Origin of the sequence: Nocardia jinanensis (assembly GCF_014645735.1) — a bacterium.
Lineage (GTDB): Bacteria > Actinomycetota > Actinomycetes > Mycobacteriales > Mycobacteriaceae > Nocardia > Nocardia jinanensis.
This window is the reverse complement of record NZ_BMMH01000038.1, coordinates 15,595-37,433: the sequence shown is the minus strand read 5'-3', so window position 1 is coordinate 37,433 and position 21,839 is coordinate 15,595. Positions and strand designations below refer to the sequence as shown.

Annotated in this window: 24 protein-coding genes; 11 read left to right on the top strand and 13 right to left on the bottom strand. The window is 66.0% G+C overall.

The window, feature by feature from the left end; all coding sequences use genetic code 11:
- Window positions 1-241: 241 nt before the first annotated feature.
- Both IEY68_RS34305 and IEY68_RS34300 read left to right on the top strand, forming a co-directional pair.
- Window positions 242-1,249, top strand: coding sequence for an Abi-alpha family protein (locus IEY68_RS34305; RefSeq protein WP_229719210.1), 1,008 nt, complete (start codon window positions 242-244; stop codon window positions 1,247-1,249).
- 349 nt (window positions 1,250-1,598) lie between these two features.
- Entirely contained in the window at window positions 1,599-2,219 is a 621-nt protein-coding gene (locus tag IEY68_RS34300; protein ID WP_082681106.1) for a nuclear transport factor 2 family protein, read from the top strand.
- Between the two features lie 6 nt (window positions 2,220-2,225).
- Here the strand turns inward: IEY68_RS34300 and IEY68_RS34295 are convergent, their stop codons facing one another.
- Window positions 2,226-3,869: a peptide chain release factor 3 gene (locus IEY68_RS34295; protein WP_156426013.1), complete on the bottom strand. Its 1,644-nt coding sequence runs from the start codon at window positions 3,867-3,869 to the stop codon at window positions 2,226-2,228.
- Between the two features lie 804 nt (window positions 3,870-4,673).
- Here IEY68_RS34295 and IEY68_RS34290 point away from each other — a divergent pair.
- Complete coding sequence (locus IEY68_RS34290; RefSeq protein ID WP_058853162.1) at window positions 4,674-5,270, top strand: 50S ribosomal protein L25/general stress protein Ctc; 597 nt, start codon at window positions 4,674-4,676, stop codon at window positions 5,268-5,270.
- Window positions 5,271-5,289: 19 nt separating this feature from the next.
- A complete protein-coding gene (pth, locus tag IEY68_RS34285) occupies window positions 5,290-5,865 on the top strand; it encodes an aminoacyl-tRNA hydrolase (protein WP_058853161.1) in 576 nt (191 codons plus the stop codon).
- Between the two features lie 334 nt (window positions 5,866-6,199).
- On the opposite strand, the gene egtD is transcribed toward pth, so the two are convergent.
- The 4 genes from egtD to egtA all read right to left on the bottom strand — a co-directional run bounded on the left by egtD (window position 6,200) and on the right by egtA (window position 10,737).
- Window positions 6,200-7,171 carry an L-histidine N(alpha)-methyltransferase gene (gene egtD / locus IEY68_RS34280; RefSeq protein WP_058853160.1) on the bottom strand — a complete coding sequence of 324 codons (972 nt, stop codon included), beginning with the start codon at window positions 7,169-7,171 and terminating at the stop codon, window positions 6,200-6,202.
- A complete protein-coding gene (gene egtC, locus IEY68_RS34275) occupies window positions 7,168-8,004 on the bottom strand; it encodes an ergothioneine biosynthesis protein EgtC (RefSeq protein WP_058853159.1) in 837 nt (278 codons plus the stop codon). The genes egtD and egtC overlap by 4 nt, the downstream gene beginning before the upstream one ends.
- Entirely contained in the window at window positions 8,004-9,344 is a 1,341-nt protein-coding gene (gene egtB, locus IEY68_RS34270) for an ergothioneine biosynthesis protein EgtB (RefSeq protein ID WP_058853158.1), read from the bottom strand. The genes egtC and egtB overlap by 1 nt, the downstream gene beginning before the upstream one ends.
- A 64-nt stretch (window positions 9,345-9,408) precedes the next feature.
- On the bottom strand, window positions 9,409-10,737 hold the full coding sequence (gene egtA / locus IEY68_RS34265) for an ergothioneine biosynthesis glutamate--cysteine ligase EgtA (RefSeq protein ID WP_063000877.1): 1,329 nt from the start codon (window positions 10,735-10,737) through the stop codon (window positions 9,409-9,411).
- Between the two features lie 213 nt (window positions 10,738-10,950).
- Between egtA and IEY68_RS34260 the strand changes: the two genes are divergently transcribed.
- A complete protein-coding gene (locus IEY68_RS34260; protein ID WP_058856633.1) occupies window positions 10,951-12,123 on the top strand; it encodes an aminotransferase class V-fold PLP-dependent enzyme in 1,173 nt (390 codons plus the stop codon).
- Here the strand turns inward: IEY68_RS34260 and IEY68_RS34255 are convergent.
- Both IEY68_RS34255 and IEY68_RS34250 read right to left on the bottom strand, forming a co-directional pair.
- Window positions 12,112-12,513 (bottom strand): hypothetical protein, encoded by a 402-nt coding sequence (locus IEY68_RS34255; protein WP_058856634.1) that lies wholly within the window; start codon window positions 12,511-12,513, stop codon window positions 12,112-12,114. The genes IEY68_RS34260 and IEY68_RS34255 overlap by 12 nt on opposite strands.
- A complete protein-coding gene (locus IEY68_RS34250) occupies window positions 12,510-12,839 on the bottom strand; it encodes a hypothetical protein (RefSeq protein WP_058856635.1) in 330 nt (109 codons plus the stop codon). Before IEY68_RS34250 ends, IEY68_RS34255 begins: the two co-directional genes overlap by 4 nt.
- A gap of 307 nt (window positions 12,840-13,146) precedes the next feature.
- Here IEY68_RS34250 and IEY68_RS34245 point away from each other — a divergent pair, with 307 nt between their 5' ends.
- The 6 genes from IEY68_RS34245 to IEY68_RS34220 all read left to right on the top strand — a co-directional run bounded on the left by IEY68_RS34245 (window position 13,147) and on the right by IEY68_RS34220 (window position 17,574).
- A complete protein-coding gene (locus tag IEY68_RS34245; protein WP_063000879.1) occupies window positions 13,147-14,034 on the top strand; it encodes a helix-turn-helix domain-containing protein in 888 nt (295 codons plus the stop codon).
- On the top strand, window positions 14,031-14,228 hold the full coding sequence (locus IEY68_RS34240) for a DUF397 domain-containing protein (RefSeq protein WP_058856637.1): 198 nt from the start codon (window positions 14,031-14,033) through the stop codon (window positions 14,226-14,228). Before IEY68_RS34245 ends, IEY68_RS34240 begins: the two co-directional genes overlap by 4 nt.
- A gap of 258 nt (window positions 14,229-14,486) precedes the next feature.
- Complete coding sequence (locus IEY68_RS34235; RefSeq protein ID WP_063916477.1) at window positions 14,487-15,038, top strand: DUF3558 domain-containing protein; 552 nt, start codon at window positions 14,487-14,489, stop codon at window positions 15,036-15,038.
- 45 nt (window positions 15,039-15,083) lie between these two features.
- Entirely contained in the window at window positions 15,084-15,467 is a 384-nt protein-coding gene (locus IEY68_RS34230; protein ID WP_058856639.1) for a hypothetical protein, read from the top strand.
- Window positions 15,467-16,810, top strand: coding sequence for a hypothetical protein (locus IEY68_RS34225; RefSeq protein ID WP_058856640.1), 1,344 nt, complete (start codon window positions 15,467-15,469; stop codon window positions 16,808-16,810). Before IEY68_RS34230 ends, IEY68_RS34225 begins: the two co-directional genes overlap by 1 nt.
- Window positions 16,807-17,574: an ESX secretion-associated protein EspG gene (locus tag IEY68_RS34220; protein WP_058856641.1), complete on the top strand. Its 768-nt coding sequence runs from the start codon at window positions 16,807-16,809 to the stop codon at window positions 17,572-17,574. The genes IEY68_RS34225 and IEY68_RS34220 overlap by 4 nt, the downstream gene beginning before the upstream one ends.
- Window positions 17,575-17,679: 105 nt before the next feature.
- Here IEY68_RS34220 and IEY68_RS34215 read toward each other — a convergent pair whose 3' ends face one another.
- From IEY68_RS34215 to IEY68_RS34190, 6 genes are all read right to left on the bottom strand, one after another.
- The gene (locus IEY68_RS34215; RefSeq protein WP_156426378.1) at window positions 17,680-18,129 is read right to left on the bottom strand and encodes a hypothetical protein; all 450 of its coding nucleotides are present in this window, start codon (window positions 18,127-18,129) and stop codon (window positions 17,680-17,682) included.
- A 290-nt stretch (window positions 18,130-18,419) separates the two neighbouring features.
- Window positions 18,420-18,926 (bottom strand): hypothetical protein, encoded by a 507-nt coding sequence (locus tag IEY68_RS34210; RefSeq protein WP_156426379.1) that lies wholly within the window; start codon window positions 18,924-18,926, stop codon window positions 18,420-18,422.
- 67 nt (window positions 18,927-18,993) lie between these two features.
- Window positions 18,994-19,671 carry a hypothetical protein gene (locus tag IEY68_RS34205; protein WP_156426380.1) on the bottom strand — a complete coding sequence of 226 codons (678 nt, stop codon included), beginning with the start codon at window positions 19,669-19,671 and terminating at the stop codon, window positions 18,994-18,996.
- Window positions 19,668-19,991, bottom strand: coding sequence for a type VII secretion target (locus tag IEY68_RS34200; protein ID WP_058856645.1), 324 nt, complete (start codon window positions 19,989-19,991; stop codon window positions 19,668-19,670). Before IEY68_RS34200 ends, IEY68_RS34205 begins: the two co-directional genes overlap by 4 nt.
- 263 nt (window positions 19,992-20,254) lie before the next feature.
- On the bottom strand, window positions 20,255-21,058 hold the full coding sequence (locus tag IEY68_RS34195; RefSeq protein ID WP_058856646.1) for a hypothetical protein: 804 nt from the start codon (window positions 21,056-21,058) through the stop codon (window positions 20,255-20,257).
- Between the two features lie 113 nt (window positions 21,059-21,171).
- The gene (locus IEY68_RS34190; RefSeq protein ID WP_058856647.1) at window positions 21,172-21,708 is read right to left on the bottom strand and encodes a lipoprotein LpqH; all 537 of its coding nucleotides are present in this window, start codon (window positions 21,706-21,708) and stop codon (window positions 21,172-21,174) included.
- Window positions 21,709-21,839: the final 131 nt, after the last annotated feature.

The window sequence follows — 21,839 nt, the reverse complement described above, 5'->3', positions numbered from 1 at the left end:
GCGGCCACACTGCACTCGGTGGACACCCACCAGCCAGCCGCGTCCCCAACCTCACAGGGCAATACAATTAGGCGTACCTCCGCCTTCGCTCCGGCCGTGCGCGGCTACCGATGGGCTTCGCCCAGCTGCGCCCACTAGTGTCTCAGACGTGAGCCGGATTTATGGTCCGGCGGCGGGTGATCGCGGCGAATGGGCAATAATCGGTGAGCGGATTCGTTCATCTGGCGATATCGGAGTAGACGTGGCAGACGACAGGACCGGACCGGCGATCCCCCGAACCGGTTCCCGAGCCGTGCAGCGCAGCGCGTCCCCGGGTGCCGGGCGCGCGTCGATCCCGGGACCCACTCGCGGTTCTTCCACCAACGGTGTGCGCGCTTCCACCGCCGGCGTCGAACGTCGGCCGCCGTCGAGTGTGGAACGCAGCTCCGATGTCGAGCAGCGGCAGATCAGCAACGAGGCCCGGCTGATCCGCGGGGTTTTCCGGGCGGCGGGCCTGGCGGCCGGCAGCGTGGTGCGCGGAGGTCAGTGGGCGGTGGAAACCTCCTACGAGGTGACCCGGGAGATCACCCAGGCCGCGCTGGAGGGGGAATCCTCGGCCGAGATCGCCGAACGGACCGGTAACGCGCTGCGTTCCATCGCGCGCAGTGCGCTCGGTGTGACCGAGGGATCGGTGCGCGAGATCGTCAGCTACGTGCCGACCGGGCAGACCCCCGCCCCGCAGACCGTCGCAGTCGGTTCCTACCTGCGCTCGGCCAGTGTCGCCGAACTACGCAAACGCGGGGACGCGCTGCTGGCCCGCTCGGCCGATGTGTACTTCACCGAAGAGGTGCATCCGGCCTACGACCGGATTCTGGACGAACTGGCCCCCGACGAGGCCCGCATTCTGCGCTATATGGCGCTCAACGGCCCGCAGCCGACGGTCGATGTGCGCACCAACCGCCCCCTGGGTATCGGGTCGGAACTGATCGCCGGGGGCCTGACCTCGGTTCCGGAGCAGGCCGGGGTGCGCTATATGGACCGCGCGCGCTCGTATCTCATCAACCTGAGCCGGCTGGGGCTGACCGATAATTCCGACGATCCGGTCGTACTGAGCCGGTATATGGTGCTGGAGGTCCAGCCGATCGTGGAGGCGGCGCTGAAAAAAGCGGGGCGTGCACCGAAAATAGTCCGCAAAAGCTTGCGCTTGACCGAGTTCGGCGAGGATTTCTGCCGGACCTGCTTCACCATCGGCAACGGTGAACGGCCCTGATATCGCCCGCCGGAAACGGTGTTCGAAGCTGTCTACCTGGACTTTTCCGTATCGACCGGCCGGGGCGGTCGAGCTCGTGATACCGCCGACGCAGGATAGCAATCCGATACAGATCTGAATTACCTCCCTATTTGTCCATTTCAGGTGGGATGGTGGAGGTATGGACCAGGGCGAGGAGCGCAACGATCCCGGGCCGAGCCCGGGTGGATTTCCGCGGCGGCCGGGCCAGAGCAGTGAAACCATGGCCTTCTCCGGTGCCGCGCTCGCGGCCGCATTGGGAGCCGGGCTCGACGTCTCGCTGCCACCGCGGCTCGAGCCCGAGCCGGATGTGCCGTTGACGATGGGGCCGATGCGTCCCGGCGAACGATCCGGGGTGAGTTCCGTGACGGCAGACGACGTGCTCGCGATACATCGCCTCAAATTCCGGTATCTGCGGACGCTGGACACCAAACTGTGGGATGAACTCGCGGAGACGATGATCCCGGAGGCAACGGCGACCTATAGCGAATATCTGCAGTTCGAATCCCGGGAAGCATTTCTCACATTCCTGCGAAATACTCTCGGGCCGCATGTCATCACCGAACACCGATGCGATCATCCAGAGATCGATGTGGACGGAGATCGGGCGACCGGAATCTGGTATCTGTCCGATACCGCGCTGATTCCCGAGAACAATATGTTGCTGCGCGGCTCGGCCTTCTACAACGATGAATACGTGCGCTGCGACGACGGACGCTGGCGGATCGCGCGCACCGGATACGAACGCACCTATGAAGTGGTGCTCTGCCTCAGCGATCTGCCCAGTCTGCGGCTCACCGCCAACCGCTGGGGCCTGATCCAGCAGCCCAGCGGAGTCGAAGAGGTCGAACGGACCCCGCGCGACTACCCCGCGGCCGGCCCCCGGCCCGATACCGGTGGATACGATCCGGATCGGGAGTACCCGGGCCCCGAGGAGCGGGCGGCCGGTTGAGCCGGCTCAGTCGGCCGCCGCGACCAGTGGTTCCAGCGTGAGGCCGGGCATCTCTTTCTGGATGTACTGCAACCGCCATTTATCGCTGAACACGGCCAGGATCGCGCCGTCGCTCCGGGTGAACACCTCCACCCCGCGCTGGCGATCCAGTTCGGACGCCGATTCGGCGTCGGTGCGCCGGGCAATCGTATAGGCGAGATGATCGAGCTGGGTCTCGACCCCGAATTCACCCTGCATCCGGGCCGTCACCACTTCGAACTGCATGGGACCGACGGCCGCGAGCACGGGTGAGGCGTCACCGCGCGAATCGTTGCGCAGTACCTGCACCACACCCTCGGAATCGAGCTGATCGATGGCCTTGCGGAACTGCTTGTACTTGCCCGCGCTCCGGGCCCGCAGCGCCGCGAAATGTTCCGGCGCGAACGAGGGGATCGGTGGGAACTCGACCTTCTTGTCCACGAAAAGGGTGTGGCCGGGGGCCAGAGCTGTCGCGTTCACCAGGCCCACCACATCGCCGGGATAGGCGGTGTCCACCGTCGCGCGTTCGCGGCCGAACACCGTGAGCGCGTATTTGGTCGCGAACGGGCGGCCGGTCTGCGCGTGGGTGACCACCATGCCGCGTTCGAACTCACCGGAGACGATCCGCATGAACGCCAGCCGGTCACGATGGGCGGTGTCCATACCGGCCTGCACCTTGAACACCACCGCGCTGAAGGGGTCCTCTGGTGCGCGCGCGGTGCCGTCGACCGCGGCCCGGAAGCGGGGTGCGGGCGCGAGCGCCACCAGGGTCTCCAGCAGTTGCCGGACCCCGAAGTTCAGCATGGCCGAGGCGTAGATCACCGGGGAGGTCTGCCCGGCGAGGAAGAGTTCCTGATCATGGTCCTGACCGGTGGCCGAGAGCAGTTCGCTCTCCTCCGCGGCCGTGCTCCACGGTTCACCCTCCCGGGCCTCGGCGGCCTCGGCGGTCAGCGATTCCTCCGGCGCGATGGTCGCGCCACCGGCGGTCCGGGTGAAGTGGATGTATTCGGCGGCCGTGCCGTCGGGCCTGCGGCGCAGCAGGCCCCGGAAATCTCCGGCGATACCGACCGGCAGGAACAGTGGGGTGGGAGTGAGCCCGATCCGCTCGTCGATCTCGTCGAGCAGTTCCAGCGGAGCCCGCCCCGGCCGGTCCCATTTGTTGATGACGGTGATCACCGGGATACCGCGATGGCGGCACACCTGGAACAGTTTCAGCGTCTGTGGTTCCAGGCCCTTGGCGGCGTCGATCAGCATCACCGCGGCATCCACCGCGGTCAGGACGCGGTAGGTGTCCTCGGAGAAATCGGAGTGTCCGGGGGTATCGACGAGATTGATCACATTGTCGACCTCGGAGCCGGCCGCCCGGTAATTGAACTGCAACGCGGTGGAGCTCACCGAGATACCGCGCGCCTTCTCCATCTCCATCCAGTCCGACACCGTCGACTTACGTCCCGCTTTGCCGTGGATGGCGCCCGCCTCGGAAATCTTGTGGGCGTGCAGCGCGAGAGCTTCGGTGAGCGTCGATTTACCCGCGTCGGGGTGGGAGATCACGGCGAAGGTGCGACGCCGCGACACCTCGGCGGCCAACCCGCGCGCGGCGGGCGCGACGGAGCCCTCGGTGGAGGCGGTCAACGGAAACAACCTTTCGGCGGAAGTGCGGGACAACCGTCCAGGCTACGTGACGGCCTCCAGGAGTCGCGCCGTGCACCTACCAGGGCGATCGGTGTGCACCACCGCCACACCACCGCGTCGATTCGTGGTCGGGGCCCGCCTCGGTTGTGGGGTGGTGTGGCGAAGGGGTGTGGTGACCGTGTGTGGGGGCGGTTGTTCAGTGATCTGTGGTCTTGGGCTGTTGGCGTGTGGTGGGCGACTTGGTCGGTGGAGACGTATCTGCGGGTACACCTTTGTCTTCTCCGGATGGTCCGCCTCGGTGGCGGGGCCCGCCCCGGTTGTGGAGTGGTGTGGCGAAGGGGTGTGGTGACCGTGTGTGGGGGCGGTTGTTCAGTGATCTGTGGTCTTGGACTGCTGACGTGTGGTGGGCGACCTGGTCGGTGGAGACGTATCTGCGGGTACACCTTTGTCTTCTCCGGATGGTCCACCTCGGTGGCGGGGCCCGCCCCGGTTCTGGAGCGACGTAGCGAAGGAGCGCAGCGACTGAGCGAAGGAGTGAAGAACCGGGGTTAATAGGGCCCCGCCAGCGGCGCCGAAGGCGCCGCCAATAAACACAGCCCCCGATTCAGGAGTTATGCGGTGCTCGAGTTACAGTATTCGGGTTGTCTCGGCGAGGGTTCGCATATCTGCGGCACCGTGATCGACGCGGCGCGGCTTCCGGCCGCCTCCGATCGGTCTTCGCCTGACGAGCAGACCAACCGACCAGGGGCGCGATTACCCTGGCACCGCCCACCAGCCCGGTAGAGCCGTAGGAGTTATCCAGTCATGTCCGACGTCAACCTTCTCGAAGCGCAGATCCGCACCGAGTTCGGCAAGGGCGCAGCGCGCCGTACCCGCCGCGCGGGCAACGTGCCGGCCGTGCTGTACGGGCACCAGTCGGACCCTCAGCATCTGTCGCTGGACGCGCTGTCGTTCGCGGCCATCCTGCGTCAGCACGGCACCAACGCGGTGCTGAACCTGAACATCCAGGGCAAGAAGCAGCTCGCGTTGACCAAGTCGGTCGTGGTGCACCCGATCCACCGCTACATCGAGCACGCCGACCTGCTGATCGTGCAGCGGGGCGAAGCGGTCACCGCCGATGTCCCGGTCACCCTCACCGGTGAGGCCGGCCCCGGCACCCTGGTCACCCAGGAAGCCACCACCCTCTCGATCTCTGCCGACGCTCTCAACATTCCGGAGTCGATCGAGGTCTCCATCGCCGGTGCCGAGGTCGGCACCCAGATCACCGCGGGCGCCATCGAGCTGCCCAAGGGCATCAGCTTGGCCGGTGACCCCGAGGCGCTCATCGTGAACGTGGTCGAGCCCCGCACGGCCGAGCCGGAGCCCGAGACCGAGGTCGCCGAGGCCGAGAGCGCCGAATAAAGATTCCGGCCTCCTTTCGATGGCCGATACCGCGCCGACGCTCGTCGTCGGCCTGGGCAATCCGGGTCCCGCTTATGAGCGGACCCGGCACAATGTGGGCTTTCTGGTCGCCGACTCGCTCGCGGAGCGGGTCGGTGGCCGGTTCACCGCCCACAAGAAATCGGGCGCTGATCTGCTGCAGGCCCGTTTGGATGGACGCCAGGTGCTGATCGCGAAACCGCGGTCGTTCATGAACCTGTCTGGTCGTCCGGTGGCGGCGCTGGCCCGGTTCTTCTCGGTCCCGCCGACCGAGGTCGTCGTCGTACACGACGAACTGGATCTCCCGTTCGGTGAGATCAGGCTCAAACGCGGTGGCGGCGAGGGCGGGCACAACGGCCTGCGGTCGGTATCCGGCGCTCTCACCACCAAGGACTATCTGCGCACCCGTATCGGTATCGGGCGCCCGCCCGGCCGGCAGGATCCAGCCGATTTCGTGCTCAAACCGTTTTCGCCGGCCGAGCGCAAGGAAGTACCCACGGTGGTCGAGCAGGCCGCCGACGCCGTGGAACTGCTGCTGCGGGTGGGTTTGGAGACGGCGCAGAACCGGCTGCACTGAATTTTTGGCGTCGCCTGCGGCGCCGCGGGGCGGGGCCCTGTTAACCCCGGTTCTTCACTCCTTCGCTCAGTCGCTGCGCTCCTTCGCTTCGTCGCTCCAGAACCGGGGCGGGCCCCGCCTACTGAGGTGGACCATCCGGAGTAGACGGAAGGTGTGTGCGGAAGTGCACCTTGATCGCCTGGGTAGGTTGACGACTCTGTAAGTGCTCAACTGTCGCCGATCTATGGACGGCCGACCGCACGCGCTTCAGAACCGTGCAGGCCCCGGCTGTGTCGATGGCGCCGGCTCCCGTGTTGTGTCGGGGTCGGGCCGATCGGTCTCACGGGGCTCTGGCTCAGACGCGGGCCGCGAGAACGAGGGCGAATCTGTCGTCGGGATCGGTCCAAGCGTGTTCGGTGACGAATCCGGCGCCGCGTAGTTCGCTGTCCAGCCCGGGCAGCCGGAATTTCGCGGATATCTCGGTGCGTATCTGCTCGCCTCGGGCGAAGCGCGCGGTGAAACCGAGATCGGCGACTGTGACACTCATATCGCGGGTCGCTTCCAGCCGCATCTCGATCCATTCGTTGTCCGGGTCCCAGTGCGCGATATGGCGGAAGGATTCCGGATCGAAATCGGCTCGCAGCCGGGAATTGAGGACCCGCAACACATTGCGGTTGAATTCCGCGGTGATCCCGGCGGCGTCGTCGTATGCGGGGACCATGATGTCCGGCTCCAGGACGAGCCCGGCGCCCAGTAGCAGTTGTTCACCCGGTTCCAGTACATCGTGGATGCCGGTGAGGAATTCGGCGCGTTCGTCGTGGACCATATTGCCGATCGTGCCGCCGAGGAACGCGATCATCCGGCGTCCACCGCGGGGCAGCGTACCGAGGGTGTCGGTGAAATCGCTGACCACACCGTGCACTGCCAGGCCGGGAAACTCCGCGGCCACCTCTGCTGCCGAAGCACGCAGGGCGGTCGCCGAGACATCCTGCGGGACATAGGTTTTGAGCGGACCCTCCGAGGTGAGGGCGTTCAGCAGGATCCGGGTCTTCGCCGCCGAACCGGAACCCAGTTCGACCAGGACCTCTGCCTTCGCGGTGCGGGCGATCGCCCCGGCGACCGATTCCAGCAGAGCCCGTTCGGTACGGGTCGGGTAGTACTCGGGCAGCGCGGTGATCTGTTCGAACAGATCGCTACCGCGGGCGTCGTAGAACCATTTCGGGGGCAGCCATTTCGGGCTCGCGGTGAGTCCGCTGCGCGCGTCCGTGCGCAGCGCCTCGGTGAGATCGGCGTCGGTGAGATGGACTTCCACGATCGGCTGGGTCATAGGGGCAGACTTTCGGTCGCGGTGGATCGGCCGAGTTCGAGGGTTTCGATACTCAGCCCGCCGGGTTCGGCGTGGACGAGACTCCGATCCGGTAGTTGCCGCCACCGGGTGTCGTCGTCATAGGGTTCGGAGGCCAGCACGGCGAAATCGTCGCCGATCAGGGCGTACAGCGAGTGATAGCAGGTGGTGGCCCACAGTCGCGCACCGTCGCCGAGCAGCAGGTTCACCCGGGCGTCGGGAGCGTGGTGCAGGACCCCGGTGACGAGCAGACGCAGTGCGGTGCCGGGAGTTTCGGCCAGTCCCGCGGGCGGCTCGGGGTCCAGCAACCGGCTCAGCAGCACCCACAGCGCGGCCGAATCGGTGAGCGCCTCGGCCTCGAGCAGATGGCTGGTCTCGTAGCGACGGGTCATTCCGGCGCGGGTCGCGGCGACATCCAGATCGGACAGGACGGCAGTCAGCACCGAGCGCCACCGCGGCACCACGCCGTTGTGGCTGAACGCCCATCGGTCCCACAGGAACGGCGCGCACGCCGAACGTTCCACCGGCATACCGACCGTGGCCGAGCGGACCGACCCCAGTACCGCGTGCGAGGTCAGCTGCGGCAGTACCTCGTCCACCGCCGGATCGGTCCAGATCGGCTCGGCATTGCGGTAGCGGGTGACCGGAGCCGGGTTCGGGCCCCACCACGCGACCCCGAATCCGTCGGCGTTGATCGTCCCGCCGCCGCGCATCTCACGGGGCGCCCATGCCTGGGTACGCAGGGAATGCGGGCCGCGGGTCAGCACCTCGCCCACCGGCACCGCCGGGCCCACATAGCCGATGTGCCGGCACATCAGGCCTCTTCCCGGTCCACGGTTCGGGCCAGCCGGAACCCGGCGAAGATCTGCCGGCGGATCGGATGGTCCCAGTTGCGGAAGGTGCCCCGGCAGGCGACCTGGTCGGTACCGAAGGAGCCGCCGCGCAGCACTCGGTAGTCGCCGCCGAAGAACACCTCCGAGTACTCCCGGTACGGGAAGGCACGGAACCCGGGATAGGAGTGGAATCCGGAGGCGGTCCACTCCCAGACATCGCCGATCAGCTGGTGTACACCCGCGGGTGAGGCACCCGCGGGATAGGCGCCGATATCGGCGGGTTCGAGGTGGCGCTGGCCGAGATTGGCCAGGCCGGGCCCGGGATCGGCATCACCCCAAGGGTAGGCACGGGTACGCCCGGTCCCGGGGTCGTAGCGGGCCGCTTTCTCCCATTCCGCCTCGGTGGGCAGCCGCTTACCGGCCCAGTTCGCGTAGGCCTCGGCCTCGAACCAGCACACGTGCACCACCGGTTGTTCCGGCCGCAGCGGCCGCGGCGCCCCGAAGACCCGCCGCCACCACCGTCCGTCCGTATCGCGTTCCCAGAACTGCGGTGCCGTGAGCCCGGCTTCGCGCCGATACGACCAGCCGCGCTCGGACCACAGTTCCCGGCGCTCATAGCCACCGTCGGCGACGAACTCGAGGTACTGCGCGTTGCTCACGGGCGCGGCGTCGATCGCGAAGGCGGGCACGTGCACCGGATGCGCCGGTCGTTCGTTGTCCAGCGCCCAGGGGTCGGTGGAGGTGCCCATCACGAATTCCCCCGCGGGGATCATCACCTCACCGTGTACCACCGTGGTCGCGGCAGGCGGGGCGGGCGCCGTCAGTACCGGTGCCCCCGTCCGCAACTGGTGGGTGGCGAGCATGGTCTCGTCGTGCTGCTGTTCGTGCTGGGCGATCATGCCGAAGGCGAAACCGCCCTCGACCAGGTCGTTGCCCCGCAGCGGGCTGCGGTCCAGAACGTCCCACACCTTGTCGCGTACCGCGCCGACATAGCCGCGGGCTTCGTCGGGACCCAGCAGCGGCAGCTGTGGCCGATTCGAGCGAGCGTGTTTGAACGCGTCGTAGAGTTCGTCGATATCGGGACGAACCGGCTCCCGGCCGCCGACATCACGCACCAGCCACAACTCCTCTTGGCTACCGATATGGGCCAGGTCCCAGACCAGCGGGCTCATCAGTGGGGAGTGCTGCGCGCGGAGTTCGGCTTCGTCCACGCAGTCGGTGAGCGTGGCGGTACGTCGCCTGGCCCGGATCAGAGCGGCCGCGATGTTCTCGCGTAACTGTTCGGTCCGGATGAGGTCGGAGTTCGGCTGGGTGGTGGTCACGATGCGGCTCCGCTCGTCGACGGCTGGTCGGTGGGTGGGTCCGGGTGTGCGCCGAACCGGGGCGTCACACATAACGTTCCTCGTGCTGCGGTGCCCACCCGTGCGCGCAACGCCGGACGGCGGCGTGCAGCTGCGGGTCCGGGTCGGCGGTGTGGGCGGCGGCGGCCTCCAGTACCGCGACGGCGGCGGCGCGCAGCTCCGGATCGGCGAGGCCGTAGCGGGCGGCATCGTGCCAGCGTCCGGCCGTGGCGGCCGCGGCGGCGGTCGCGTCGGCGACGGAGGCCGGCGTGGACAGCAGGGCGTCGACGACGCCGATCGGGACGGTCCAGCCGTCGCCGGGCTGCGCGTCGAGATACCGGACCTCGAAGTATCCGGCGGGGCGAACCGGCGGGAACAGTGTGGTCAGGTGATATCGCAGGTCACCGATATCGGGACGGCGGCCGATCACCTCGTCCAGGGCGCCGGACAGCCAGTCACCGAAGGTGGTATCGGGCGGCGCCGCCCAGGCGAGCCGGGGGGCCGGTTCGGTACGCCGGACGCACAGCAGGGGTGCGTCCAGTGCCCAGGCCGCATAGCCGGCGACCGGGTCGGCCCACTCGTCGACGGGCGGGCAGGCCCGCGCCGGGTCCAGGTGCAACCAGGTCCGCATCCGCTGGGAGGCCCATTCGCCGGTGGGCGCGCCGCGCAGCACCGGTGAACACGCGAACGCGGCGATCAGGGCCGGCCCGACCGCGTGCAGGGCCGTCCAGCGTGTGGTGAGCTCGGCGTGATCTGCGCCGATATCGACGCTGACCTGGGCGGCGGCGGTATTGCTCATCATCAGCCGCCCGAAAGGGCCGATCCGGGTGAAGTAGTGCTCCATCGCCTGGTAGCGCGGCAGCCGAAGCTGGCACCGGGGGGTGCGGGCCGGATCGGCGGCGGCGGCGATCATCCGGATGGAGTGGCTGTTCAGGAGTTCGCGCAGGTGCTGCTGATCGGTCCGGAGCCGGGCGCGCAGGTCGGCGGCGTCGGGGACGGCGATGCTGGAGAGTTCGACCTGCCCACCGGGTTCGACGGTTACCCGGCTGCCGCCGGGTAGTGGGCGGGCGGGGGAATCGGGCGCGATGGCGCGGGGTGCGTAGGGGCCCAGGGCCTGGGCGAGTAGTTCGGTCGTGGGCCGGGCGCCGGTGAACAGCTGCTGGGTGCTGTCCGGGGCCGACCGCGGTGCGCTCCGGCGTGCCGTACGACCGGTCCGGCAGACGGTGAACCATTCGAGTTCGGCGCCGATGAGGCTGGGCGGACCCAGCTTGAAACAGACCCCGCCGATAAAGGCTTCGGCCGCCGCTCGGCTGGACAGGGCCGGGTGCGGTGGTAGGTCGCTGGTCGATTCCGGATGTTCGAGGGTGACCGCCATACCAACCTCCGTGCGGCTTCGTGCTGGTTCGTGATTCGCGTGTTCGGTCCGGGGCGTTGCCCGAGCGGTGTGTTCGATTATCGGTTCGTCGTCGATCGACGGCGGGGCATGATCCGGACGGCCGGGCCGGCTCCGCGTGGAATCCAGAGTAGCGACGGGCACGGACACATTTGCGGCGCGAACGGGTCACGGATCCGTCATAGGCTCGGGTGCATGGTCGATGAGCAGCGAGTACGTGACGATACGCCCGGTATCGGGGCAGGGGCGGTTTTCCTGGACAGCGCGGGTTCCTCGCTTCCGCCGCGGATGGTCACCGAGACGGTGATCGCCCATCTGCGGCGGGAGTCCGAGATCGGCGGATACCGGGCCGCGAACGAACGCCTCGCCGATCTGGCCGGGGTGAAGCAGGCGATAGCGACCCTGCTGAACACCACACCCGACACCATCGCCCTCAGCGACAGCGCCACCCGCGGCTGGTCGGACTTCTTCTACGCTGTCCCGCTACGCCCCGGCGACCGCATTCTCGTTTCCGGGGCCGATTACGCCAGCAATGCCATCGCCGCCCTGCAGCGCGCCCGGGCCACCGGAGCCCGGGTGGAACAGATTCCCAGCGACGAGACCGGCCGGCTCGATATCGACGCGCTGGCCGCGATGATGGACGACCGGGTGCGGCTGGTATCGCTGCTGCACGTCCCTACCAACGGGGGCCTGGTGAACCCGGTGGCCGCGGCGGCGCGGATCGCACGCGAGGCCGGGGCGCTGGTACTGCTCGACGCGTGTCAGTCCGCGGGCCAGCTGCCGCTGGATGTCGCCGAGCTGGGAGTGGACGCGCTGTCGGCCACCGGGCGCAAATGGTTGCGCGGCCCCCGGGGCACCGGATTCCTCTATCTGCGGCCCGAACTGGCCGCCTCGCTGGAACCCGGCCGACTCGATCTGCACAGCGCCCAGTGGACAGGTCCGCACGACTATCAGATGGCGCCGGACGCTTCCCGGTTCGAGTTCTGGGAGCACGATGTCGCGGCCCGGCTCGGGCTCGGCGCGGCGGTGCGGTACCTGCTTGAACTCGGTCCGGAGGAGGTGTACGCGGCGGTAGCCGAGCGCGCCGAGTATCTCCGGGGCGCGCTCGGTGACCTGCCCGGAGTGACGGTCCGTGATCTCGGGGTGGAACACAGCGGCATCGTCTCGTTCACAGTGGCCGGTACAGCGCCGGTGGAGGTCCGGGATCGCCTGCTCGGCAAGGACATCACGGTGACGGTCAGCCATCGCGGGTCCACACTGCTCGATATGTCGGCCCGCGGACTGGATTCGGTGGTACGCGCCTCACCGCACTGCTTCGTGAGTCACGACGAACTGGACCGGTTCGTCGGCGCGGTCTCAGCGTTGTAGCAGATCTCGCCCCAGTAGTGAGCGCAGCCGAGCGAGGAGCCCGTGGGTCTCGGGTAGCACGGTGGCGTCCACGATCACCGGTGTGATGGTGCGCAAGGCGCGCAGCTGTCTGCCGGGTAGATGCGTCGTCGCCGCGACGATGACTGCGTCGGCTCCGGTCCGGTCCAGCGTGGCGCGAAGTGTCGTGAGATGGTCCGGACCGGGGTCGGCTGGGAGCTCGATCAGCCATAGGAGCCGGTAGCCGTGGGCGATGGCGGTCAACCGGAGGCGCGCGGTGGCAAATCCGCGATGCCCGCACAGATCGGTGCGCAGGTAGCCGATGGCTGTCGACTGTCCGCCTGGTTCGAGATGGGGAACGCGCGTGTCCCCGCCGGGTTCGTGGTCGGTCACCGGTGGACCTCAGGGGTATCCGGTATCCACCGGTCCACCTCACCGCGGCGGTACCAGCCGCACGGGCGCATCACCATCAGCCCGCAGCGTTCGAGTACGACCGGTGCGCGGAAACCGATGTGCTCGACTGTGGGCGTCACTATTGCGTCACCGCCCAGCATCTCCAATTTCCGTAATGTCCATGCCAATACATCGAACCCGGATTCCACGACCACCCGTGCGATACGGAAACCGTGCGCGACAGCGAAATACCGGCATTCGGTCTCGATCAGTTCTCTCCTTGTGCCACAAAGACTTTTGTTCAGGTATACGATTGCGACGGGCATGGTTTCCGCCTTTCGCGAGAGGCGATGGATGCAGCCCGGCGCAGGGTCCGATGAGCTGTGGCGGCCGTGATCGGACCACCGGTGGTGCGACGCTCCTGGTCGTACCGTCGGTGTGCCCCAAGGGGTTTCGGGGGAATTTCCTGCGCCGGGCGCGGAATAAGTAGATCGAAACAGCGCAGCATGTGGAACAGTCTCTGCGGAAATACCCGCCCGTATGGTCCGGCTTCCGTGCCGGGCCTTTCCTCGGTAATGCGCTCCGGCCGGGGCATTCCATCAGGGAATTCGATAATTAGGAGAGGTAACGACAATGACGGGTGGATCCACACTCCCGAAACGAGCATTGGGGCGGGAATTGCGCCGACTGCGTGAACGGCGTGAGATCAGTCAGGCCGCCGCGGCACGCGCGATCGAGGTGAGCCCCCAGACGATCGGCCGGATGGAGGACGGGCACGCATCCCGTCCGACGACGCTACAGGTCAACGGATTGTGCGATGCGTATCAGGCATCGGACGAAGAACGCCGATTCGCCCTGGACCTACTGCGGGAATTGCGAGCTACGAAACTGTCCGGGGGAGGGTGGTGGCGCGCGTACGCCGACGAGATCCCCCGGGATTTCAACCACTACCTCGGACTGGAGGCGGCCGCCCGCGAGATGACCAGCTGGCAGATCACTCTGGTGCCAGGACTGTTGCAGACCCCGGAATATCGTCGCGCGATCATCTGGGCAGCACATCCCGACTGGCCTACCGCGGACGTGGAACGTCGGCTCGCGCTCGCGCGACAACGTCGGGACAAACTCAGTGACAACACATTCCGGCTCAATGTGCTGCTTTCCGAAGCCGCGCTCCGGCACCATGTGGGCGGCCGGGCGGTCATGGCGGATCAGCTACTCCACCTGATCAGGGTGAGCGAGTCGCCGAACATATCCGTGCGCGTTGTGCCGTTCGACTCCAGGAGCCCGATCGGCCTGGTTGTTCGCTCCTTCGTGCTGCTCGAATTTCCGGTGCCGTCGAACACACGGATCGCAGAGCCACCGGTTGCTTACGTCGAGGGATACACCGGAGATCTCTACCTCGAACGGAGTGGCGAGGTCGCGCAGTACAGGGACGCCATACTCGATATCACCCGTGTAGCTTTGGATGAGCAGGGGACCAGGGACCTGGTCGAGAGTGTGGTGAAGGAGTACCAGCGGTGACCGATGATCTGGCCGGGGCCCGGTGGTTCAAGAGTTCGCACAGCGGCCCGGATCGAGAATGTGTCGAGGTAGCGCATTTCACCGGGGGCGTCGTTGGAGTTCGGGACAGCAAACGCCGAACCGGCCCGGCTCTGATTTTCTGCGCCACCGCGTGGGATGAGTTCCTGGCCTCAGTGCGGATCGACCGACCCTGATCCACCAGGGGCTCTCCGCCAGCGGAAGGCCCCTGGTGCACGGTGGAGGTCTCCCGGTCGACGGCGCACCGGATCATGACAGCGGCCGCAGCCTCGAGCGCACCGAGACAGCCGGTACTCGAGATGGAGACCGCTGAGCCCATGGTGGATGTGTGGCAACGAGGACGCGGTCGCCGGAATCAGGGGAACGATGGAGCGCTGCGGCGCGTCTTATAGTGATAGCGGGGCCAATCCGCCGCACCGACACAGGGGAGATTCATGCGAACCGCCGACTTCGTCCGTGCAATGCTCGCTACGGCGGCCGCAACAGCGCTGGTCACGGGGTGCACATCAGGCACCGAGGAATCCACGACCGGGACAGCAGCCCCGACGACTGCCGGGCTCATCGAAGTCTTCAATCCCTGTACCGGACTTCCAGATCGGGTCTTGACGGAGGTCGGGCTGAACCCGGCTACCAAGACCATCGTGACCGATGCACCGGAGGCGGAGTCATCCTGGCGAGTGTGTGGCTGGCGAACCCCCGATGATCTGATCCGGGTTGATATCTTGTCGACCTCGCACACTCTGGACGAAGCCCGCAGTAATGAAAACCTGGTCCAAAAGGTTGAAACCACAGTCGGCTCCCGGCCGGCACTCCGCTCCTACGATAAATCCGAGACCGATGGAAGATCTTGCTACATATCCATGGGTGCCGAGCAGGGCATGTTCGAGATCGGCGCCTCGTGGTTCGAGGAAGACGGCTGGACCCGCGATATCTGCGAGTTATCGAGCGAGTTCGCCGCTGCCCTTGATCCGCATCTCCCCAAATAGCCGCTCGCCGTCTCCATCAACCCACGATGGATAAAGGATCACAGCATGACTGACCAGGTGAAGCACTGGCAGAATCTCAAACAACAGGCAATCGACGGCGAGCTGAGCATGGAGCACGACGTCGGAGTTCTACTTCGTCAGGAGTGCGAGACCCTGCTGACGAACCTCCGAGACCGCCGACGCTCCGCAATGACCCTCGGTCGTCTCGCCGGCTATGGCGGTCTGCCCTCTGCGCAGGATATTCAGAAGAAGTTCGAGCTGAAAGCAAACGGCGCCGAAAATGGCGACTCGGCTGTCGCACGGCTTGATGGACTGATCGAGGTAGTCAAGCTCATGGGAGATACCTACGCCGCCATGATCGGCGAACTCCAGGAGACCGATCAGCAGAACTCTTCGCAGACCGTCGCTGCCGGGGAAGGACTCCGCTGATGCCCGCACCCTTCCTTGTCGCTGCCGCGATCGTCGCCGCTGTCGGTACCGTGCGTGCCGGAGTGAACGAAGTCATGGGCAACTACGACGAATCCGACGGCAACCGCACTCGAGCCTCCGATGTCGCCGGCACCGGCGAGCAGGAGTGGAGCGGCGACCGGGCCCATATCAACAACGAACTGGCCCGGGTGAGCGAGGGTTTCGACGGCGAGTACGCGCCGGCCACGGCGACCAGGGAAGCGTTCAAAACCTGGACACACCAACAGATCTGGGAAGCGCTCAACGGTAACCCCACGAATCCGGGCGTGGAATCCGCCGATATCAATGCCGGTGCGGATGGTTGGCGGCGGCTCACCGGAGACCTTTCCGTCGCGCTCGACACCTTCGGCAAGAATGTCGACACGGTGATCAACGAGAAATGGGGCGGTCGGTCCGCGAACGCGGCGGTCGAGGGCACCCGCACGTTCACGACCGAGGCTCAGAAGCTGGTCAAGAGCTTCGAAATGGTCGCCAACGGTATCGATCTCATGCAGGGGTATCTGGCCCAGGCGAAGATGTCGATCGTTCCGCCGGTCGAGGTGTCCGGATTCGACGAATTCGTCGGCCATATTCCCGGTAACGGTGTCGTCAAGGCCGCCAAGCATCGCGCCAACGAAGCGCAGACGCAGGCCCAGGACCTGATGATCGAGTTCTACCAGCCCGGTATCACCGCCATCGACACCAAGACCCCGGTGCTGCCCGTGACGAAAAGCCCGGTCGGCGAGGGCCCCGGAACCCCGCAGCCGGTAGGGCCCGCAGGCACTCAGAACCCCGTCGGTACCAACCCGAGTGGCAGCAACCCGACCGGGACGAATCCGAGTGGCACGAACCCGCAGGACACGGCTGCTCCCGGCCAGGAGACACCGCAGGATTCGGCGACCAACCCCGCCGGCACCGAAACTCCGGCGCCGACCACCCCGTCGACAACCACGACACCGGCGAACACCGTGCCGCTCGAGGAACCGGTGGGCCGCCCGAACACCACCACACCCGGATTGCCGAGTGGCGCACCGATGGTCGCCGCCCCTGGTGGCCAACAGCCCGCGGGCACCCCCGGCCGTACTGTCTCCGGAGCCCCCGGTAGCCCGAATCAGACGGCCGGGCCCGCGACCCGTTCCGGTAGCCCGGCCGCCACCCGTGGAATGTCTGGGGCACCCGGCGCGATGGGCGCCGGTGGGCAGCGCGGTCGCGGGGAGGACGAGGACGAACACAAGACACCCGACTATCTCGTCCAGGACCGCGCCACCGAACTGCTCGGCGAACAGCCGCGGGTGCTCCCGCCGGGCGGGGTCATCGGCGCATGAACGAATCTCGCTGGCAGCTGGACGGTTACGATTTCACGCTGGCCCTCGAGGCGATGGGGCGCGACCGGTTACCGTATCCGCTGGAATACCGGCCTCCCCGGATGGCGCACGACGACGATTTCCAGCGCTACCGGCAGCAGTGCGCGCGCCGGTTGCGGACAGTGTTCGACGAGCGGCTCTACCGGGCGCTCACCGTGCTCCTGGAACCGGAGCTCCGCGTGGAGATCTACGGCGTCCACGGCTCCCAGCAGACCACCGCGGTAGGGATGCACGCCGGCGTCGCCGGCCGCGTCGCTGTGCTGGCCACGCAGTTACCCGGACGGGCACGGAAATCCGGCGGCGATATCGTCCTCACTCAGCTCCGCGCCGACCAGCTGGCTCCTCGGCTGGTGGCGGGCCTGCCTCAGGTCGCATCCGGCCGCCACGAACCCCTCCGTGCCCGCCGCGGCGACCTGAACGCACCCGTGTACTCCCGGCACCCGACGCAGCTGTCCCCGGTGGAGGATCTGCAGCGCTTTTTCCGCCGCCCGCGCACCGGCACCGGCGAGATCACCGTCTATCCGGGCTACACCGTCGACACGCGACCCACCGGCGACGGGTACGCCTTCCTCTGGCTCGACTACTCGGACGACGGCCGCTACCTGCTGCACAACCACAACACCGACGATTTCACCCTCACCCCGGGCCCGCCCGATGAAATCCTGCGGCAACTCCGCAGTCGCATGGAGGCCGCTCACCAGGCACGAACCCGCACCCGTCCATGAAGCACGGGACTTCCGAAGCGGCGGTGATGCGAGCTGCCGAGCCTGCAGGATCAGGTGAGTCGGGTCGTCGACTCGACAACGGAGGTATCCAGTCGAGACGCTTTGTCAGCGAGGGGGATTCGTGGAACCGGGGGGCATATCGATTTGTAACGCTCGACGGAATTCAGGGTGGGCTTGGACGAAGGCGAAACGTTCGTCATAGATAGGGCGAAACTTTACGGGATCGACGGACTTGTCGAACAGGTGCACGACAATCATGAAACCGAGAATCGAGCCAGGACAAAACGCGGAACCAAACCAAGGTTTGAGCCAGTCGATGTGTGCGAAACTCACCGTTAGAAAGGCTGCGAAGTTGGCAGCCATCACGGCGAGGATTCCGTATACCACGTAGCGGTAGATCCGAGCCCTCCGCGCGCACCGGTGACATATCGGCCACTCGCCGGTGACAATCGTCGAGACAGGTGCGATCCAAGCACTCTTCATCAGCGCTTTCAAGAATTCTTGTATGCTGCGGCGGTTGTGGAACCGTGGGTGCGCGTCGGTATCGAAGAACAAGGTTCGCACGGTTGAGGAGCCCGTCGCTGGTCTGCCATGCGCGGCACACACTTCTGGCAATGGCTGTGCGACTTCCAGTTCGAGGGGTACCACTCGAAGCGGTCGGCCCGACTTCTGCCACAGAATACGTGTATTAGGTAGCGGTTTCAGAGGTCGGCGTAAGCGAATAGTCACGTCGTTCTCGTGCGTCCACGGACGCTGGTAAGTCATCGGGGTCGGCGTGGACGTATCACTGACTATCTCAGCATCACCGTTAGGATGATAGAACTCAGGCTCCGGGATAATTCTTTTCACTGAAGCCAGCCGTCCTGATTCCGCTCACGGAAGTATCGGTCGTCGTCGTCTTCCCAATCTCTTGGTCCGACTACCTGCTCCCGATATGGTTTCCGTGTTCCGGGCGTAGTCGTAGGTTGCGCCCCGCTGACATCTTGCGCCTGCGGGGCCGAAGGTGCGGCAGGGGGCGTTTTTTCTGTGGATGGTTGAGAAGTCGGCGGTTCCTGATCCTGGTGCCGGTAGCTCTCGAGAACAGCCTCACCCCGTGCCGCCGTTCTCTCGCGCTCGTCCTCTGGCATCGAAGCGAAATCCGCGAGCGCTTGCGGGACGATCGAATCGCCGACCCTGTTGAATGCCTCGCTTTGCGCCAGATCTCGTATTGTCCCCGCGCCCTGGAGGATGTCCTGGATTTGCGCTTTGAAATCCTTGTCCACACCCGGCGCTGAAGAAAGAATCCCCAATACATTCGCCAGGTGACGAGACATGCCTGGGTCATCGTCCAGGATTATTTCCTTGCGATCCATTATATTACCCCCGGATGGTCATACGCGCCGTTGAGCACCTGCATATCGAGTTCGGCGGCCGAGCCCATCAAGCCATACAGCATGCCAACCGCCGCAGCCGATCCGGAGAGAATCGCTCCCAGTAGCTTGACTGTTTCAGGACATTGGCCTTCATCTTCGCCACTATGGCCAGGCAGACCGCCTCCAACGCCGCGGCGGCCGCCGCACCGTAGAGGGTGGCACTGGCAGCACGCGAGGCAGCCGCTGCTGCCTTCGTCAATGCCCATTGGATCGCCATGTCGACAAGCTCCAATATCAAGGCCTGCACCGCTTGGGCTACCTCGTACGCGTCCCACGCAAAGGAAGCGATCACATCCGAGATCTGCACCAGCGGATCGTGCTGCGAATCGATAGCGGAGGTGAAGTTTGTGAAGTACTCATTGGCGCTGGAAGCTGCGTTGCCGCGCCAGGAGGGTTCGAAACTTTTCACCGCCGCAGAGACTGCGTCACTGTAGGCGGTATTGAACTCGGCTAGGTTCTTCGCGGCTTCAGCCGATTTGAGCAGAGCTTCCCAGTCGCCACCGAGATATTTTTGAATATCCCCCACCGGGTCCCAGTTGGTCGTAGATTTTATAATTTCGAGTAGGTAATAGGAGACGCTATACGCGTTCCCCAATGCAAAATCGACCAGTTTTCCGCCGGTCGACCACCATACCTCAACCTCTGGAGTTGCCAGCTTGGTGGACGGATCGATAGCACCACTCATTTTTCACTCTTCGCAGGGTACGTTTTGTCGAGCGACTCAGCGACCCCCAGGTCCGTTGTTTCATACATTTTTGCCGCCTTCGCCAATTCTGTCGCGGTGGCAGTTGTTATCGAACTCATCTGCGAATAATTCCGGGACAGCCTACTACACATTTCGATCACCTGGTCCATCAGGGGTTTCAGCGCAAGGCCTGCATTTCCCTCGAGATCGAAGTTGTTCTTTGTGTACTCGACCGCTTTCATGCCGGTGTCGGCAATTTCGTGTAACTTGCTCGACGCAGTGTCGATATCACTCGGCGTGATCTTGAATTCGTATCCCATCCCCAAACCTGCCGTGCGTAATTCGACGGACGTGACGCCGCTACTCCGTCACGCAACCCTCCCGAGTTTGAATGGAGACGACTGTATCACTGGCACAACAGAATTTGTCAAGGTGGAAGGGGCCCGTGGGTGTAAGAGCGTATCCGAGAACTCTGTCGGCTGATTCGTAGCATGGTTCGGGTGCATTCCGATTTTCCGCCGACGAGCCGGACCGGGAACGCCGGTGCGCCCGTCCCATCGGGACGGACGCACCGGGCTGTGGTTCACGCGTTGACCGGGATCGACAGTACGACCTCCTTTTCGTTGCCGGGCAGGTAATGCGCCGTGACGATCCGGCCCACCTGCACGTTCCCGATCGCCGTCGGTGGCAGGAACTTCTCGGAGGAGGTACTGAAGGTGCTGCCGTCGGGACGGGTCACCACCAAGCCCACCGCGACCTTCGAGTAGCCGTCCCGGATCTCACCCGGAACCGTGAGCGATTGGACCACCGCTTGGGCCGCGATACCGCGGGCGGCGATATCCACCTTCTCCTTGGTCGTGAACCCCTTGCGGATCAGCGATTCGTTCATCACCTGCTGAGCCGCGGCGCTGTTGCCGGACAGATCCAGTTCGACGATGCCCGGGCGGTCCGGCCGGTAGCGCACCGGCAGCACCACACCGGGCGCCAGCAGGGCGAGTTCGGTCAGGGGCACCACCGATTTCGCGGTGGCATCGAATCGTTCGCCCTGCGCGCCCTCGACGCTGAACTGGATCCGGATCTGCGGTTGGTCGTTCAGGGTGACCCCGGTGTGCGCGAACGACCGCACCGTTCCCAGGCCCAGTGGGGCGTCCCGGAATTCACCGGTGTTGCGGCCGGTGAGGGCGGTGCCAATACCCGTGCCGGTGAATGCGAAGACGGTGACGACCAGGCTCGACGCGATGATCGGCAGGGCCAGGAATCCGTTGAGCCAGGCCAGTTCGGCGGGTTCGTAGACGCTGCTGGGTTCGTAGGTCAGGCCGTGCCAGAGGTAGCAGCCGATGGCGAGGGCGGCGCCGGCGAGGGCGGCGGCGCGCAGGGTGCGGATCATGATTATCTCCTGGGTGGTTGTGGTCCGGATACCTGGCCACCTCGTCGCCCCGGACGTTCGGCCGCAGCGCTGAGCGTGCGGGGCGACGAGGAGCCGGATGTCCGGCCCGCTGATCAGCCGCCGACGATGGTCGAGCAGGCGAAGGTGATCTCGAAGGCCGCGGTGGCGGGCCCGGCGAGCGGGTTGGACATATCGGGGGCGCTGATGCCCTCGCCGGTCACGGTGAAGGTGTCGCCGTCCCTGGTCAGCTGCGCCGAGCCACCGGGCTGGCCGTTGCCGTAGCCGACCGCGTAGGGCATTCCGTTCGCGCCGCCCTGGCTGCCGGCGATGGCCACCGCCTGCACGGTCTTGTCGTCGACGATGCTGGCGCTGACGCTCAGCTGGCCGTACTGGGTGTTGGCGGTATCGGTCAGGGCCAGCGCCAGAGTGTTGCCCTGTTCGGCGCAGGTGGTCTCGAAATTCCCGTCCAGCGCCTTGCCGTCCACCAGGGCAGCCGACCGGCCACCGGTGTCATCGGCGGGTGCCGCGGCCGACGAGTTCGGGCCCGCCGGTGCGGCGGTGGTGCTCGTATCGTCGCCGCAAGCGGACAGCAGCAGCGTGGCGGAGGCGGCGAGGACGACGGCGCCGAGGCGGAAGATCGTGGTGTTCATGGTGGTTCCTGTTCTCTCGGTGTTCCGGCCCGGTGTCCGGGTCCGTTACGAGAAAGGTAGGAATCGGCGCTCGCCTACCGATCCCAACTTTCGGCACCGCCGGGTGGGCTGAACTCCGATAATCTGGGCTC